The organism is Bordetella pertussis 18323 (genome assembly GCF_000306945.1).
In the GTDB taxonomy this organism is placed as follows: domain Bacteria; phylum Pseudomonadota; class Gammaproteobacteria; order Burkholderiales; family Burkholderiaceae_B; genus Bordetella; species Bordetella pertussis.
The window spans coordinates 2,053,086-2,070,285 of record NC_018518.1; the positions used below are offsets into that span (position 1 = coordinate 2,053,086).

Below are 17,200 nucleotides of genomic sequence, written 5' to 3' on the forward strand. Positions count from 1 at the left end.
CGCCGCGCATGCCCGCCCCGCACCGCCTGTACCCCCGCAGTCTGATCTGCCTGGCTCAGGCGCTATTGGCATGGGCTTTGCTGGCATGGGCGCCCGCGCAGGCAAGCCAGGAGCTGACCCTGGTCGGCAAGGCTGCCGTTCCCGACGTCGAGGTCGCGCTCGACGGCGACGACTGGCGTTGGCTGGCCCGCAAGCGGGTACTGACGCTGGGTGTGTACGCACCGGACATTCCTCCGTTCGACGTCACCTATGGCGAACGCTACGAAGGCCTGACGGCCGACTACATGGCGATCATCGCGCACAACCTGGGGATGCAGGCGAAAGTGCTGCGATACCCCACGCGCGAACAAGCCCTCAGCGCGCTGGAAAGCGGGCAGACCGACCTCATCGGCACCGTCAATGGCACGGACGGCCGGCAACAGAGCCTGCGTCTGAGCGTTCCCTACGCCGCCGACCACCCGGTGATCGTCATGCCCATCGGCGCACGCCACGTTCCAGCCTCGAACCTGGCCGGCCAGCGGCTGGCGGTCGACATCAACTACCTGCCCAAGGAAACGCTCGCACGGGCCTACCCGCAGGCTACGCTGCATTACTTCCCCTCATCCGAGCAGGCGCTGGCCGCGGTGGCCTATGGGCAGGCCGACGTATTCATCGGCGATGCCCTGACCACCTCGCACCTCGTATCGCAAAGCTATTTCAATGACGTTCGCGTAGTCGCCCCGGCCCATATCGCGACGGGCGGAGAATCCTTCGGCGTGCGCGCCGACAACACCCGCCTGCTGCGGGTGGTCAACGCCGTACTCGAAGCCATTCCGCCTTCCGAACACCGCAGCCTGATCTACCGCTGGGGACTGGGCAGCAGCATTTCGCTCGATTTCGCGCACCCCGCGTATTCCGCGCGCGAGCAGCAATGGATGGCAGACCACCCCGTCGTCAAGGTGGCGGTCCTGAATCTGTTCGCGCCCTTCACCCTGTTCCGCACCGACGAACAGTTCGGCGGGATCAGCGCCGCCGTGCTGCAGCTGCTGCAATTGCGCACCGGCCTGGACTTCGAGATCATCGGCGTCGACACGGTCGAGGAACTGATAGCCAAGCTGCGTTCGGGCGAAGCCGACATGGCCGGCGCCCTGTTCGTCAACAGCGCGCGGGAGTCCTTCCTCAGTTTCAGCCGGCCGTATGTGCGCAATGGCATGGTGATCGTCACGCGCCAGGACCCCGACGCGCCCGTCGACGCCGATCATCTGGACGGCCGCACGGTCGCGTTGGTGCGCAACAGCGCCGCCATTCCCCTGCTGCAGCGGCGCTATCCCCAGGCGAAGGTGGTGACCGCCGACAACCCGAGCGAGGCGATGCTGATGGTGGCCAATGGACAGGCCGACGCCGTCGTGCAGACGCAGATCAGCGCCAGCTATTACGTCAACCGCTACTTCGCCGGCAAGCTGCGCATCGCCTCGGCGCTGGACCTGCCCCCGGCCGAGATCGCGCTGGCGACGACGCGCGGCCAGACCGAACTGATGTCCATCCTGAACAAGGCGCTCTACAGCATTTCGAACGACGAGCTCGCCTCCATCATCAGCCGCTGGCGCGGCAGCGACGGCGATCCGCGCACCTGGTACGCCTACCGCAACGAGATCTACCTGCTGATCGGGCTGGGCCTGTTGTCGGCCCTGCTGTTCCTGAGCTGGATCGTCTACCTGCGGCGCCAGATCCGCCAGCGCAAGCGGGCCGAGCGGGCGCTGAACGACCAGCTGGAATTCATGCGCGTGCTCATCGACGGCACGCCTAACCCCATCTATGTGCGCGATAAGGAAGGCCGCATGCTGTTGTGCAATGACGCCTACCTCGACACCTTTGGCGTGACTGCCGATGCGGTACTGGGCAAGACCATTCCGGAAGCCAACGTGGTGGGCGACCCGGCGCTGGCCCGCGAAATGCACGAGTTCCTGCTCACGCGCGTGGCCGCCGAGCGCGAGCCGCGCTTCGAGGACCGCGATGTCACGCTGCACGGCCGCACCCGCCATGTCTACCAGTGGACGATTCCGTACGGCGACTCGCTGGGCGAACTCAAGGGCATCATCGGCGGCTGGATCGACATCACCGAACGCGCCGAGCTGCTGCGCGAGCTGCACGACGCCAAGGAAAGCGCCGACGCCGCCAACCGGGCCAAGACCACGTTCCTGGCAACGATGAGCCACGAGATCCGCACGCCGATGAACGCGATCATCGGCATGCTGGAGCTGGCGCTGCTCCGTCCGACCGACCAGGAGCCGGATCGCCAGTCCATCCAGGTCGCGTACGACTCGGCCCGCAGCCTGCTGGAGCTGATAGGCGACATCCTGGACATTGCGAAGATCGAGGCGGGAAAATTCGACCTGGCGCCGGTGCGCACGGCGCTGCGCGTCCTGCCCGAAGGGGCGATCCGCGTCTTCGACGGATTGGCGCGCCAAAAAGGCATAGAGCTGGTATTGAAGACCGACATCGTGGGCGTCGACGATGTATTGATAGACCCCTTGCGCATGAAGCAAGTGCTCTCGAACCTGGTGGGCAACGCCATCAAGTTCACCACCGAAGGCCAGGTTGTCCTTGCCGTGACCGCACGCCCCGACGGCGACGCCGCGCACGTGCAGTTCAGCGTGAGCGACACCGGCTGCGGCATCAGCGAGGCCGACCAACGGCAGCTGTTCAAACCGTTCTCGCAAGTGGGTGGCAGCGCCGAGGCCGGGCCGGCGCCGGGCACCGGCCTGGGCCTGTCCATCAGCCGGCGCCTCGTCGAATTGATGGGGGGAACGCTGGTCATGCGCAGCGCGCCAGGGGTGGGCACAACGGTTTCGGTGGACCTGAGGCTGACCATGGTCGAAAAATCCGTGCAGGCCGCGCCGCCCGCTGCGGCCACTGCGGCCACGCCGTCCAAGCCGCAGGTATCGCTGCGCGTGCTGGTCGTCGATGACCACAAACCCAACCTGATGCTGCTGCGCCAGCAGCTGGACTACCTGGGCCAGCGTGTCATCGCCGCCGACTCCGGCGAAGCCGCCCTGGCCCTGTGGCGCGAGCATGCGTTCGACGTCGTGATCACCGATTGCAACATGCCCGGTATCAGCGGCTACGAATTGGCGCGCCGCATACGCGCCGCCGAGGCCGCGCCCGGTTACGGACGTACGCGGTGCATTCTGTTCGGCTTCACGGCTTCGGCGCAGATGGACGAAGCGCAGCGCTGCCGCGCCGCCGGCATGGACGACTGCCTGTTCAAGCCGATCGGCGTGGACGCCTTGCGGCAACGCTTGAACGAAGCCGTGGCACGGGCCGCGCTCCCCACGCCCCCCTCGCCCCAGGCTGCCGCGCCGGCCACGGACGACGCCACCCCGACGGCGTTCTCGGCCGAGTCGATTCTTGCCTTGACGCAGAACGATGAGGCGCTGATCCGGCAATTGCTCGAAGAAGTGATTCGCACCAACCGGGCGGACGTCGACCAATTGCAAAAGCTGCACCAGCAGGCCGATTGGCCGAAGGTCTCGGACATGGCGCACAGGCTGGCCGGCGGCGCGCGCGTGGTCGATGCCAAGGCCATGATAGACACTGTGCTGGCGCTGGAGAAAAAAGCGCAAGGCCAGGCTGGCCCCTCACCCGAAATCGACGGCCTGGTACGTACGCTTGCGGCGCAGTCCGCCGCGCTGGAGACGCAACTGCGCGCCTGGCTGGAGCAACGGCCGCATCAAGATCAGCCCTGAAGCCACGAACCCGCCCGAACCGGCATCCCTGCTTGCGCGGACCTTACGGATAATTGGGCGGCATCTCGCGGCGGTAGTACCAATACAGGAAGCGCTGGCCCGTCATGGGCGGGGCCACATGGTCGCCCAGCAGATACCGGCATGGCAGCAGATCGGCGGCCTGGGCCATGGCCTCGTCGACCACGCCGGCGGCCATGACGGGAATCCGCTGCGCCGAGGCCTGCTGTGCGATGGCACGGCACGCCTCGCCGGCCCTGCCGCCCTGGCGCAGGGCATACATGAGTTCTGGCATCAGGGCGATGCCGCAGATTTCCAGCGCGTCCAGGTGCGGCGGCGACTCGGCATCGAACGTGCTGACGGTAAGCACCAGGTTGCATCCGGCCCGGTGCAGCCGCCGCAGGCTATGCAGGCTTTGCTGGCCATAGGGCGACTGCAGCAGGCTGGGCGAAACGGCCAGCGTCAGCGCAAACGGGGGCAGGCCGCGGTGGTCCAGATTGCGCAGGACGTCGTCGCTGTAGCTGCGGCTCATGAGGCATATGGGCTCTGGCTGGATGAACAGCCCCACATGGCGGTTGCCGCGGCGCATGGCCGCGGCCAGGTCGAAAACCTGCGCCAGCAGCTGTTGCGCCAGCGCGATATGCAGGTTGTCGCGCACCAAGGCGGCCATGTAGCAGTGCTCGGGCACCAGCCCCCAATGCCGGTGCGCCCACTGTATCGTCGTGGCCACGCCGAACAGGCTGCCCGTGCCGGCATCGACCACGGGCTGGAATGCTGGAATGAATTCATCGCGCTTGAGCGCGGCGCGCAGTTCTGCGACGGTGGGCCCTTCGACGGGCGCCAGCCGGGCGCGCAGGGTGCGCCGGGACGGACTGAGGGAAGCCTCGAAGCTGCTGCGAGCGCTGTTGGTCCAGTGGATCATGGAGCAGTACTGACGTTGGCGAAATGAACAACGTCATATTGGAATGGACCGATGCCATCCAAGCCATAGGATACAACTCACATGTCCGCCGTACTTTTCCCAATCGTACTGCGTGGGCGCGTTCGCCCATCTCTTAGAAGGCGGCCAGCCGGCTGTTGAGCAGATCGGTGACCAGCATGTGGCCGGGCGCATGGGTGATGCAGAATTCCGGACGCACGGCCGCGACGACCGATTGCGGCGTAACGCCGCAGGCCCAGAAAACCGGTATCTCGCCGGCGCGGATTTCGACCGCGTCGCCGTAGTCCGGACGGCCGAGGTCGGCGATACCGATCAATGCGGGGTCGCCCAGATGGACGGGCGCGCCATGCACGGACGGAAAGCGCGACGTGACCTGGATGGCGCGGATTGCGTCCGCGGCCTTCAGCGGCCGCATCGAAACCACCAGCGGCCCCGAGAACGGGCCGGCTGGATGCGTGGCGATGTTGGTACGGTACATGGGCACGTTGCAGCCCTGCTCGATGTGGCGGACCGGCAGGCCATTCTCGAGCATGGCCTCCTCGAACGAGAAGGAGCAGCCGATGAGGAAGGCCACCAGATCGTCGCGCCACAGGCCGCGCACGTCGAGCGGCTCGTCCACCAGCTTGCCGTCGCGCCAGACGCGGTAGCGCGGCACATCGGTGCGGATGTCGATATCGAGGCCGAGCTCGGGCAAGGACGGGTCGCCGGGTTCGGAGACCGCCAGCAAGGGGCATGGCTTGGGATTGCGCTGGCAGAAGCGCAGGAAGTCGCCCGCCACGGCCTGCGGCAGGATGGCCAGGTTGGCCTGTACATGGCCGGGCGCGAGGTTGGCCGTGGGCCCGGTCAGCATCCCGCCGCGCGCGTCCAGGCGCGCCTGATGGCCCGCGCCGGCCAGGGAAAGAATCGTCATGATGGCAGCAACTCGATGGTAAGGGGCGGGCCGGCGCACCGCCGGCCCGCCGGATGGTTACCCGCCCAGCAGGTCTTCGATGGCCATGCCGATGGCGAGCACGCGCCGGTCCGAGCCATTGGCCGCGGCGACCATCAGTCCGACCGGGGCGGTGCCGGCCTCGTGGCAAGGCAGGCTGAGCGCGCTGCCGTCGAGGAAGTTGATCAGCGTGGGATTGCGCAGGATCAGCAGGTTGGTGGAGCCGAACAAGGCATCGGAGGCTTCCAGGTCGGCGATGGCGGGCGCGACGACCGGCACGGTCGGCAGGACCAGGGCATCGTAGCCGGCGATGCGCGCCTCGACCCCGGCCCGCCAGGCCTGCCGGGCCGCCAGCAGGTCGATGTAGTCGGCCGCGGACATGTCGGCGCCGCGGCGGATACGCGCCACGACGCGCGGGTCGTAGCGATCGGCGGCGCGTTCGATCAAGTCGCGGTGCCACGCCCAGGCCTCGGCCGCGGTAAAGCCGCCCTTGCTGTTGATGTCGGCCAGTTGCGCGAACTCCGGCACGGCGATTTCGTCGATACACGCTCCCGCCTCGGCCAGTTTCGCCAGCGTCGCGGCAAAAGTGGCCGACACATGCGCATCCAGGCCGTCGAGCGCCAGCGTGGTCGGTACTGCCAGGCGCAGGCCGCGCAGCGCGGCCGGCGCGGGCATGTCCGCGTCGTCGCCGCCGGCCAGGATGGCGTCGAGCGTGGCGCAGCACCGCACCGAGGGCGCGAGCGGGCCAATCGAATCGAGGTTGGCCGACAGCGGCAACACGCCCTGCATGGACACGCGCTGCGCGCTGGGCTTGAAACCCGCGAGGCCGCACAGCGCGGCCGGGATGCGCACCGATCCGCCGGTGTCCGAACCGATGGCCCCGCTGGCCATGCCGTCGGTCACCGAGACGGCCGCGCCCGAAGAGGAGCCGCCGGGAATGCGCCCGGTGGCGCGATCCCAGGGGTTGCGGGGCGTGCCGTAGTGCGGGTTCAGGCCCAGGCCCGAATAGGCGAACTCGGTCATGTTGGTGCGTCCGACGATGACCGCGCCGGCGGCGCGCAGGCGCCGCACCACCACCGCGTCGCGGACCGCGGCTGGCTCGCCCTGGCGCGCGACCGAGCCGGCCATGGTGGTTTCGCCCGCGACGTCGAACAGATCCTTGATCGAGATGGGCAGGCCGTCGATGGCCGAGCGCGTGACGCCGGCGGCGCGCAGCGCATCGGCCGCGCGGGCCTCGGCGCGGGCCTGCTCGGCGTACACGCGCGTAAAGACGCGCGCGCCCTCCCCGGCCGGATCGGCGGCGCGCGCCAGGGCGGCTTGCGTCAGCCCGCTGGAAGTGTCGCGGCCTTCCTGCAAGGCCAGGCTTTGTTGTTTCAACGTCGGTAGCATGGGAACAATCCGTGTGCCGCGCCGCGGCGGTTGGGGGTTGAGGAAAGGCCCGCCGGCCGCTCAGGCGATTTCCGGCAATACTTCCACATCATAGCGGTGGCGCAGGGTGCGCTGGCGGCGCGGATCGTGCAGCTCCATGATGAACGTGGTCGAGGCGCGGATGCCGCCGATGGCGGCCACCGTGCCGCAGGTCATGCCCGTGCCCTCGGGCAGCGATGCCTGGCCCTGCGTGTAGCCGGCGATCAGGTCCTGCGGCGTGCGCAGCGAGGCCAGCGTCCCTTCCTGGTACAGCACCTCGGCGCCGTTCTCGACGATGTACGAGCGCAGCACCAGTTCGTCCCAGTGCTCGGCCACGTCGGCATGGCGCCATGCGTCGCTGGCCACCGGCTTGACGCAGACCTGCTTGGACAGGGCGACGCTATGGGCCTCCAGCTTGCGGTCCGTATGGTCGGAGGCCAGGCTGACGTACAGTTCGCCGCCGACGCTGAAGACGAAGGTTTCGGCCTCGCCCGACGAATCGGGGCCGACGGCCTACACGCGGCCGGCCTGGCTCAACTGGTTCTCGGCGATGCGGTAATACAGCGGCACGCTGCTCGGGCGCGGTACGCCCAGTTCCGCGAGCTCCTCGATGTGGTGTTCGATGGCGGCGCGGTCGCGTCCGGCCCAGCCGGCCACGACCAGGTTGCGGATTTCGGTCTCGACGGTGCGGGTGGCGCCATCGGCCTGGACTTGGAATGCGATTTTCATTTGATACCTTGCAGTAAAGCGCGCGGCCGCCATGGCCGCGCCTGTCCCTAGACGATTACCCGAACACGCGCGGCAGCCATAGCGCCAGGTCGGGGAAGAAGGCCAGCAGCGCCAACATGACGAACATGGCCAGCACGAACGGCAGCGCGCCGTTGATGACCGCCGTCATCGAACCGCTCTTGCGCAGGCTTTGCACCACGAACAGGTTCAGGCCGACGGGCGGCGTGATGAGGGCGGCCTCGACCAGCACGATGATCAGGATGCCCAGCCAGATCGGGTCATAGCCCAGCGCGATCATGATGGGCGCCACGATCGGGATCGTGGTGATCATCATGGACAGCGTTTCCATGAAGCAGCCCAGCACCAGGTAGAAAATCACCACGATCAGCAGCATCCAGCCCGGCGACAGCCCCAGCCCCGTGATGGACTGCACCAGCGCATCGGTCAGGCCGGTGGCCGACATGACGAAGTTCAGGAAGCTGGCCGCCAGCACGATCAGCATGATCATGGCGGTCGAGCGCATGGTGCCTTCGATCGCCTCGCGCAGCATGGTCCAGGTCAGGCGGCGGAACCAGGCGGCCAGGATCAGCGCGCCCAGCACGCCGAGCGCGGCAGCCTCGGTCGGCGTGGCCAGGCCGGCGTAGATCGATCCGACCACCAGGAAGAAGATCCCCATGGGCGGCCCGAGGTGCACCAGGCTGGCGATGCGCTCGGCCCAGGAGGCCTGGATGCGGTGTCCGCCCCATGACGGCTTGGCGACGCAGGCCACCACGACCGTCATCATGAACAGGGCCGCCATCGCGAAGCCGGGGATGATGCCGGCCAGGTACAGCTTGGGTACCGACGAGTTGGTCAGCACGCCGTAGATCACCAGGTTGATGGACGGCGGGATGAGGATGCCCAGCGTGCCGCCGGCGGCCAGGCTGCCGAGGAACAGCGGCTCGTTGTAGCCGTACTTCTTGATCTGCGGGATCGCTACCGTGCCCACCGTGGCGGCGGTGGCCACGCTGGAGCCGGATGTGGCGGAGAACAGCGTGGAGGCGCCGATGTTGGCGTGCATCAGCCCGCCCGGCAGCCAGGACAGCTACAGGCTCATGGCGGCATACATGCGTTCGGCAAAACCGGCGCGCAGCAGCACCTCGCCCAGCATGATGAACAGCGGGATGGCGACCAGCAGGAATTCGTTGTTGGCGCTCCAGGTCACCTCGCCGATGGCGCGCGTCAGCGGCAGCATCGAGAAAAGCGGATCGAGGATCAGGCCCAGCACGCCTAGCTGTGAACTGTCAATAGGTTGTATTCGTCCAGGTTGAGTCTGGAGATGGGTACAGCGCGCCCGATGCCTTGGTGGGGTCGATGCCAGTTGTAGTGGTGTAGCCAGGATTTCATGGCATCGGCTCGGTGTTGGGAGTTCTGGTAGGTGTGAGCGTAAGCCCACTCACGCAAGGCCGACTGGATGAAGCGTTCGGCCTTGCCATTGGTCTGTGGGCGGTAAGGTCGGGTAAAGCGGTGCTTGATGCCCAGCTCATGGCACAGCGCGGCGAAGGCGCGGCTGCGAAAGGCCGAGCCATTGTCGGTGAGCAAGCGCTGGATGGTCACGCCCAGGCGCTGGTAGTAGGCCACTGCGTCCTTGAGGAACTGGACGGCGCTGGGGAAGCGCTCGTCGGGGTGGATGTCGGTGAAGGCCACGCGGGCGTGGTCATCGATGGCCACGAAGACGAAGTCCCAGCCGGCCCCCTCAACGGTATCGCGTCGGTTGCCCGTGACCCGGTGGCCAGGGCGCTGGATACGTCCCAGCTTCTTGATGTCGATGTGCAGCAGATCGCCGGGGGCCTGATGCTCGTAGCGCACCACCGGCTCGGCCGGCTCCAGGTCGGCCAGGTGCGACAGACCGGCGCGGGCCAGGACGCGGCTGACGGTGCTGGCTGACACGCCCAGCGCCTGGGCGATGCGCGCTTGGGTCAGCCGCTTGCGGCGCAGCTCCACGATAGCCAGCGCCTTGGCCGGCGCAATCGCTCGGGGCGAGACCGTCGGGCGCGAGGACGCATCGGCCAAGCCCGCCTGGCCCTGAGCCAGGAAGCGGCCCAGCCATTTGCGCACAGTCGGCGCGGTGACCCCATAGGCGCGGGCCGCTTCAGGCACACAAACTTGATGGGCGATCAATTGCTGGACCATTTCGAGTCGACGTAGGAAGGTCAATCGGGCATGCTTATGGGTGTTCATCCGGCCGGGCTCCTTGAGTGAACTGGGGGATCGGCGATTTCCAGTTTCTCAAATCCGGTTCGGATGAACCATGCATACAACCTATTGAATCTTCACAGCTAGCGAGCCGGAAGGGCTGCCGGGCCGGACCGGGGCAGGCCTGCTCGACGGCGCCAACCATTGGTCCAGGCCGCCGGCGCTCAGCGAGCCGAAGCCTGCCATGCCCGCGGCCGCTGCCTGCTTCCCCGGCGGCGAGACCTCGGGCGTCTTTCGGCTGGGCGGGGCCAACCATTGGCGCAGGTCGTCCTGGCCCGCGCCAGTGGCCCAGGCGGGCGCCGCGCATATCGCGCCCGAACCCGCCAGCGCGGCGAGCCGCCAACGCCAGCAATGGCGCCCAGAAGCCGGAACGCGATGCACGCGCCGGCCGACGCGCACGCGATGCGATTTTCGATGGATGAACATAGGCTAGGACTTGTCTTACGCACACCCACATGAATGAGCATGCCGTTTATCAAGAATGATCTGCACACTTGCGAAAATGAAAGCACTCGACTAAGCATTTCCATACACAAGCACACAACCAAGTCTCCTATCGGCATCGCCCATCCGACCATAGGCAAGTGTTTGCGGATGGTGTCGCATCGGCCTTTCTCCGAGCCGAAGGCACCGCGAGGCCACCCTGAAATCGCGATGCGAGCGAACAGAAAAAACCCCTGGTCCATTGGATCCAGGGGTTGAGAGACGCGGCGCCGCGCGTGGCGGCGCCTGTCGGCGGCGTTATTGCAAAGTGCGCGTGAAGACGAACTTGCCGTCCTGCCAGTCGACCGGCACCACATCGCGCGGTCCGAACACGCCTTCGAGAATCAGCTTGGCGACCGGATTCTCGATCTGCTGCTGGATGGCTCGCTTGAGCGGCCGGGCGCCGAACACCGGGTCGAAGCCCGAACGTGCGATTTCCGCCAGCGCCGCATCGGACACGTCCAGGCGCATCTCCTGCTTCTCGAGACGCTCGCCCAGCCGCTTGAGCTGGATCCGGGCGATGGACTCGATGTGCTGGGCTTCCAGGCCATGGAAGACCACGACTTCATCGATACGGTTCAGGAACTCGGGGCGGAACGTGTGCTTGAGCTCGTCCCACACGACTTCCTTGATGACCTCGTACGGCTTGCCCGCCATGCTTTGTATGTGCTGCGACCCAAGGTTGGACGTCATGACGATGACCGTGTTGCGGAAGTCCACCGTGCGCCCCTGACCATCGGTCAGGCGGCCGTCGTCGAGCACCTGCAGCAGCACGTTGAACACGTCGGGGTGCGCCTTTTCGACCTCGTCGAGCAGGATCACGCTGTACGGCTTGCGGCGCACCGCCTCGGTCAGGTAGCCCCCTTCTTCGTAGCCCACGTATCCCGGCGGCGCGCCGATCAGCCGCGCCACGGAATGCTTCTCCATGAATTCGCTCATGTCGATGCGGATCATGTGCTCTTCGGAATCGAACAGGAAATCCGCCAGGGCACGGGTCAGCTCGGTCTTGCCCACGCCGGTGGGCCCGAGGAACAGGAACGAACCGTACGGGCGCGACGGATCCGCCAGGCCCGCGCGCGAACGCCGGATGGCATCGGAAACCAGCCGCACGGCTTCGTCCTGGCCCACGACGCGCTTGTGCAGGAAATCTTCCATGCGCAGCAGCTTGTCGCGTTCGCCCTGCATCATCTTGGCCACCGGGATGCCGGTGGCGCGCGAGACGACCTCGGCGATTTCCTCGGCGCCCACCTGGGTGCGCAACAGGCGCGGCTTGCCGCTGTCGGATTCGCCGGCTTCACGCTCGGCGCTGTCGGCGGCCTTCAGGCGCGCCTCGAGCTCGGGCAGCTTGCCGTATTGCAGCTCGGCCAGCTTGTCGAACTGGCCCTTGCGCTGCAGTTCGGCCATCTCGGCGCGCACGCGGTCGATCTCTTCCTTGATGGCCTGCGTGCCCTGCACGGCGGCCTTCTCGGCTTTCCAGATTTCCTCGTAGTCGTTGTATTCGCGCTGCAGCTTCTCCAGCTCTTCCTCGATCACGGCCAGGCGGCGCATGGAGGCGTCGTCGGTTTCCTTCTTGACGGCTTCGCGTTCGATCTTGAGCTGGATGATGCGCCGGTCCAGCCGGTCCATCACTTCGGGCTTGGAGTCGATTTCCATGCGGATACGTGCGCCGGCCTCGTCGATCAGGTCGATTGCCTTGTCGGGCAGGAACCGGTCGGTGATGTAGCGGTGCGACAGCTCGGCCGCCGCCACGATGGCCGGATCGGTGATCTCGACGCCGTGGTGCAGCTCATAGCGCTCCTGCAGCCCGCGCAGGATGGCGATGGTGGACTCCACGTCGGGCTCGCCGACCAGCACTTTCTGGAAGCGGCGCTCGAGCGCGGCATCCTTTTCGATGTACTTGCGGTATTCGTCCAGCGTGGTGGCGCCGATGCAATGCAGCTCGCCGCGCGCCAGCGCCGGCTTGAGCATGTTGCCGGCGTCCATGGCGCCTTCGGCCTTGCCCGCCCCGACCATGGTGTGCAGTTCGTCGATGAAGACGATGTTCTGGCCGTCGTCCTGGGCCAGCTCCTTGAGCACGGCCTTCAGGCGTTCCTCGAACTCGCCACGGAACTTGGCGCCGGCAAGCAGCGCCGCCAGGTCCAGCGAGAGCACGCGCTTGCCGCGCAGCGTCTCGGGCACCTCGTCGTTGACGATGCGTTGCGCCAGCCCTTCGACGATGGCGGTCTTGCCGACGCCGGGTTCGCCGATCAGCACGGGGTTGTTCTTGGTGCGGCGCTGCAGGATCTGTATGGTGCGGCGGATTTCGTCGTCGCGGCCGATGACCGGATCCAGCTTGCCCTGGCGGGCGCGCTCGGTGAGGTCCAGCGTGTACTTGGACAGCGCCTCGCGGTTGGACTCGCCTTCGGCGCCCGAGACGTTCTCGCCGCCGCGCACGGCGTCGATGGCCGCTTCCAGGGCCTTCTTCTGCAGGCCCGCCTCGCGCAGGATGCGGCCGGCGTCGCCCTTGTCGTCGGCCAGCGCCAGCAGGAACAGCTCGCTGGCGATGTAGGTGTCGCCGCGCCGCGCGGCCTCCTTGTCGGTGCGCACGAGCACGCTTTGCAGCTCGCGCCCGACCTGGACATTGTCGTCGCCCTGCACCTGCGGCAGGCCTTTCAGGGCGCTGTCGATGGCCGGCTGCACGCGGTTGACGGCGACGCCGGCGCGCGCCAGCAGGCTGGCCGCGCCGCTGTCGGGGTCGCCCAACAGGGCCGCCAGCACATGGACGGGCTCGATATAGGGATGATCGTTACGGGCGGCCAGGCTTTGCGCGTCCGCCAGGGCCTGCTGGAACTTGGTGGTAAGTTTGTCGAATCGCATAATGTACGGTTAGCAGATGAGAGAGCCCGACCGGGGTCGCGGTCAGCCCGATGATCTGAAAATGCGGGCAATGCAGGGCATTTCAAGACCTTGCGCCCGCCCCTGTTGCCGTTATGACGACTTGCTCGTTACAACACCTTGTCCCGCCAGCATATACGCATTCGTCCAAGCCGCGCCATGCGGCCGGCCGGGCCGGCCCCGGGCGCAGCGACGATGGCGCGCAATGTTGTAACCACTCCGTCAAACTGCCGCGCACGGTCCGGTCTACAATGTAACGATTCCTAGCGTGCCGGGCGCTCGCGGCGCACCGGCCCTTACGCATTGCCAGAGGTATCACATGCAAAGACGGGTTCCCCTTTCACCGGATGCGGCACACTGTTCCAGCTGCATGCTGGGGCACGTCTGCGTCCCCGTAGGCATGCCTGCCAACGAAGTCGAGAAACTGGACGAACTCGTCAAGGAGCGCGTGCGCGTGGAGCGCGGCAAAACGCTCTACGAACTCGACGATCCCCTGGACGCCGTCTACGGCGTGCGCTTCGGCTCGCTCAAGACGCAGCTCGAGGATTCCAGCGGGCAGCTGCAGATCACCGGTTTTCATCTGCCCGGCGAAATCGTCGGCCTGGACGGCATGATCGAGAGCAAGCACGTCTCGAGCGCCGTCGCCCTTGAAGACTCCGAGGTCTGCGTCATTCGCCTGCCGGAGATCGACCGCGTCTCGACCCAGCTGCCATCGCTGCAGCAGCAATTCCGCCGCCTGATGAGCCGCGAGATCACCCGCTCGCACCAGATGCTGGCGACGGTGGGCGCGATGCGCTCGGAACAGCGGCTGGCCGCCTTCCTGCTGAATCTGTCGCAGCGCTACGCGGCGCTCGGCTATTCGTCGACCGAATTCGTGCTGCGCATGAGCCGCGAGGAGATCGGCAACTACCTCGGCCTGACGCTGGAGACCGTAAGCCGATTATTCTCGCGCTTCGGCCGCGAGGGCTTGATCCGCATCAATCAACGCGAAGTCCGCCTGATCGACCTGCCCGGCCTGAAGCAGTTGATCGGCCAAGAAAGCTGTTGACCGGCACGCCGCGGGCGCCCATGGTATCCGGCCTTTTCCGCATAGGCGCGCTGCTGGCCGCCGGACTGCTGTGCGGGGGCGCATGGGCGCAGGACGCCGAGGCCGACCCCTACGGCGATCCCATCGTGGCGCCGCGCGCCGCGCCGCCGCAGTGGAAGCCGCTGAAGATCGGCCCGCCCGGGCACCGCTATGCCTTCCCCCTCTACAGCAGCAAGAACCTGGAGCGCGACGACCTGCGCGGCATCCGGCGCCTGGTGATCGTCCTGCACGGGGTCAAGCGCAACGCGGCTTCCATCCACGGCACGGTGACGGCGCTGTTCGCGGCCAATCCCGAGCGCGCCGAAGACACCCTGGTCATCGCGCCCAAGTTCGCCAGCGCCATCGACGCGGGCTTTGCCGCCATGCCGGCCTGGCGCCGCGCCTCCTGGGAGGACGGCGAGCTCAGCATGCAGGCCAGGGGGCGTCCGGCGCCGGTCAGCTCGCTGCAGGTGCTCGACGACCTGTTGCGCGAGCTGAGCGATTCGTCCCGCCTGCCGGCCCTGCGCACCATCGTGCTGGCCGGCCATTCGGGCGGGGCCCAGCTGGTGCAGCGCTACGCGGTGCTCAACAGCCTGGACGAGACCCTGCGCCGCGAAGGCCTGACGCTGCAATACGTGGTCGCCAATCCGTCCTCGTACCTGTACCTGTCGCCGGAGCGCCCACGCGCCGACGGCAAGGGGCATGCCCCTTACGAGCGCGGCATCTGCCCCACCTACAACCAATACAAGTACGGCCTGGATCACCTGCCCGCCTATGCGCGCGGCCTGGACCCGGCCAGCCTGCCGGCGCGCTATGCCCAGCGGCACGTCACCTATCTGCTGGGATCGGCCGACAACAACCCCGAGCATCAGCTGCTGGACAAGAGCTGCGGCGCCGAGGCGCAAGGCGCCACGCGGCTGGCGCGGGGGCTGGGGTATTGGCGCTACGAAGCCGGCGTGCTGGCGCCGCGCCTGCCCAGGTCGGTGGCGTGGCACCACGACGCCCAGGAAGTGGTGGATGCCGGCCATGACGCCGCGCAGATGTTCAGCTCCAGCTGCGGTGCGCGCGCGCTGCTGGGCGATCGCAGCGCGCCGCTGCCCGACGGTCCGGCCTGCCTGCCCGCCCGGCGCTGAAGCGCGGCCCCGGGGCCCGGGCTGTCCGCCCCGTCAGGCCCGCCTGGCGCCTGTCAACAGCGTGGAAGGCGGCGGCTTGGGCGGCAAGGGCGTTGCCTGCGGCGCCTCGATGGCCACCGGCGCAAGCGCCTGCGCCACGCAAGGCAGGATCCAGCCCTGCGCCTTCTCGTCGGCGCTGACGCCCGGCCATTCGACCAGATAGGCGACTTCGCCCGCGACCAGGCGGCAAAGACAGGTGCGGCAGGTTCCGTTGCGACAGGAACTGGGCAACCGGATGCCGGCGCGCGCGGCAGCCCGCAACAAGGACTCGCCGGGACGCGCGTCGAACCGCCAGCCCTGCGGGCGGACCTCTACCTCGTGGCCCGCCGGATTCATGCGGGCTGCCAGTCCAGCGGCCAGTCGCCAGCCAGCACATTCTGCAGCCACAGCACGCAGGTCAGCGTCTTGGCGTCGGTGACGCGCCCTTCGCGGCAGGCTTGCAGCAGCTCGGGCACGGTCGCGCTGTGCACATCGAGGAATTCGTCTTCGTCCAGCTGGCGCGTGCCGGCCCGCAGCTGGCGCGCGAAGAAAATGTGGATGATTTCGGTGGAATACGCGATGGCCAGGTGCAGCGCGCCGGCGCTGGCCCACTGCCCTGCCGTATAGCCGGTTTCCTCGAGCAGTTCGCGCCTGGCGCAAGCCAGCGGGTCTTCGCCCGGATCCAACTTGCCGGCCGGGAACTCGGTCATGACCTGGCCGATGGGGTAGCGGAACTGCCGCTCGAGCAGCACCCGTCCGTCATCGAGCAGCGGCACCACCACCACCGCACCGGGATGCACGATGTATTCGCGCGTGGCGTTGCGGCCGCTGGGCAGGCGCACGGTGTCGCGGCGCGCCTTGAGGAACCCGCCATCGCACAGCGTTTCGCTGCTGACCAGGGTTTCGACGAGATGGGAGGAATCGGACGGATCGGCGCTCATGGCATTCGCGGGCATGCGGGCGGCCGACACGGCCGCGCGGAAAAGAGCCAGCTTACCATCGCCGGCGCGGCGCAGAAGGTCAGGCGCGCCCGCCGCGCAAGGGCTTGAGCAGGTCGCGCAGGCCGTTGTGATCCAGCTCGTGCATCAGCGCCAGCAGGCGGCCGATCTCGCCGGCCGGAAAACCGTTGCGCGCGAACCAGGCCAGGTAATGGCCCGGCAGGTCGGCCATCAGACGGCCCTTGTACTTGCCGTAGGGCATTTCGCGCTCGACCAGCAGCGCCAGCAATTGTGGATTCATGGACGCCGCCTGATGTACCCGGTCTCAGCCCGCCTGCCGGCGCGCCTCCAGCTCTTTCAGGCATTGCGCCACGCCGGCACGCATTTGCTCGTTGGACACGGCGGCGCGGTCCGAGACGTCGCGGCAACGCTGGTACTCGCGCACGCTCTCGGGGGTGTCGCGAATGGGAACGGCCGCGGCGCCCGGCGTCTCGGTGATGCGCAACGTCGAGGGCGGGGACTGGCTGCCATCCTTGGACGGCGCGCTGGGATACTGGTATTGCTGCTGCACGGCCTGCGCCTGGGCCGCCGAGGCGGCGGCGCACAAGGCCGCCAGCAGGCCGGCGGCAAGAATGCGGTGGGTGGTCTTCATGGTTACCTCGTGACGATACGGTGCGCCGGGCGGCCGATGGCGGCCGCCGGATGGCTGCGCCTATGGTAGCCCGGC

The 17,200-nt window shown here is 67.5% G+C and carries 12 protein-coding genes and 3 pseudogenes; 3 read left to right on the forward strand and 12 right to left on the reverse strand.

Annotated elements, in window-relative coordinates; all coding sequences use genetic code 11:
* Positions 1–8 precede the first annotated feature (8 nt).
* On the forward strand, positions 9–3,725 hold the full coding sequence (bvgS, locus tag BN118_RS09635; protein WP_014905777.1) for a virulence factors two-component system sensor histidine kinase BvgS: 3,717 nt from the start codon (positions 9–11) through the stop codon (positions 3,723–3,725).
* 43 nt (positions 3,726–3,768) lie between these two features.
* Here bvgS and bvgR read toward each other — a convergent pair whose 3' ends face one another.
* The 8 genes and pseudogenes from bvgR to clpB all read right to left on the reverse strand — a co-directional run bounded on the left by bvgR (position 3,769) and on the right by clpB (position 13,300).
* Positions 3,769–4,644, reverse strand: coding sequence for a virulence regulation phosphodiesterase BvgR (bvgR, locus tag BN118_RS09640; RefSeq protein ID WP_003816497.1), 876 nt, complete (start codon positions 4,642–4,644; stop codon positions 3,769–3,771).
* Positions 4,645–4,777: 133 nt separating this feature from the next.
* Positions 4,778–5,572: a putative hydro-lyase gene (locus BN118_RS09645; protein ID WP_010930607.1), complete on the reverse strand. Its 795-nt coding sequence runs from the start codon at positions 5,570–5,572 to the stop codon at positions 4,778–4,780.
* Between the two features lie 57 nt (positions 5,573–5,629).
* Complete coding sequence (locus tag BN118_RS09650) at positions 5,630–6,979, reverse strand: amidase (RefSeq protein ID WP_010930606.1); 1,350 nt, start codon at positions 6,977–6,979, stop codon at positions 5,630–5,632.
* Positions 6,980–7,039: 60 nt separating this feature from the next.
* Positions 7,040–7,726, reverse strand: a pseudogene (locus BN118_RS09655) (DUF2848 domain-containing protein).
* 55 nt (positions 7,727–7,781) lie between these two features.
* A pseudogene (locus tag BN118_RS09660) lies at positions 7,782–9,023 on the reverse strand (TRAP transporter large permease).
* The gene (locus tag BN118_RS09665) at positions 8,996–9,946 is read right to left on the reverse strand and encodes an IS481-like element IS481 family transposase (protein ID WP_005012067.1); all 951 of its coding nucleotides are present in this window, start codon (positions 9,944–9,946) and stop codon (positions 8,996–8,998) included. The pseudogene BN118_RS09660 and the gene BN118_RS09665 overlap by 28 nt, the downstream one beginning before the upstream one ends.
* A gap of 87 nt (positions 9,947–10,033) precedes the next feature.
* Positions 10,034–10,387, reverse strand: a pseudogene (locus BN118_RS19495) (autotransporter outer membrane beta-barrel domain-containing protein); the annotation flags it as partial.
* 315 nt (positions 10,388–10,702) lie between these two features.
* Entirely contained in the window at positions 10,703–13,300 is a 2,598-nt protein-coding gene (gene clpB, locus BN118_RS09670; RefSeq protein ID WP_003818587.1) for an ATP-dependent chaperone ClpB, read from the reverse strand.
* Positions 13,301–13,637: 337 nt separating this feature from the next.
* On the opposite strand from clpB, the gene btr reads away from it, so the two are divergent.
* Positions 13,638–14,366, forward strand: a complete 729-nt coding sequence (gene btr / locus BN118_RS09675) for an oxygen-responsive transcriptional regulator Btr (RefSeq protein ID WP_010930241.1) — start codon at positions 13,638–13,640, stop codon at positions 14,364–14,366.
* Positions 14,363–15,517 carry an alpha/beta hydrolase gene (locus tag BN118_RS09680; RefSeq protein ID WP_003818585.1) on the forward strand — a complete coding sequence of 385 codons (1,155 nt, stop codon included), beginning with the start codon at positions 14,363–14,365 and terminating at the stop codon, positions 15,515–15,517. Before btr ends, BN118_RS09680 begins: the two co-directional genes overlap by 4 nt.
* 33 nt (positions 15,518–15,550) lie before the next feature.
* On the opposite strand, the gene BN118_RS09685 is transcribed toward BN118_RS09680, so the two are convergent.
* From BN118_RS09685 to BN118_RS09700, 4 genes are read right to left on the reverse strand one after another with little or no spacing between them, the layout of a single operon-like run.
* On the reverse strand, positions 15,551–15,892 hold the full coding sequence (locus tag BN118_RS09685) for a 2Fe-2S iron-sulfur cluster-binding protein (protein WP_003818584.1): 342 nt from the start codon (positions 15,890–15,892) through the stop codon (positions 15,551–15,553).
* Positions 15,889–16,506, reverse strand: coding sequence for an NUDIX domain-containing protein (locus BN118_RS09690; protein ID WP_010930239.1), 618 nt, complete (start codon positions 16,504–16,506; stop codon positions 15,889–15,891). Before BN118_RS09690 ends, BN118_RS09685 begins: the two co-directional genes overlap by 4 nt.
* Positions 16,507–16,555: 49 nt before the next feature.
* Positions 16,556–16,774 carry a DUF3820 family protein gene (locus BN118_RS09695; RefSeq protein WP_003810443.1) on the reverse strand — a complete coding sequence of 73 codons (219 nt, stop codon included), beginning with the start codon at positions 16,772–16,774 and terminating at the stop codon, positions 16,556–16,558.
* A 24-nt stretch (positions 16,775–16,798) separates the two neighbouring features.
* Positions 16,799–17,125: a hypothetical protein gene (locus BN118_RS09700; protein WP_003818581.1), complete on the reverse strand. Its 327-nt coding sequence runs from the start codon at positions 17,123–17,125 to the stop codon at positions 16,799–16,801.
* Positions 17,126–17,200 lie beyond the last annotated feature (75 nt).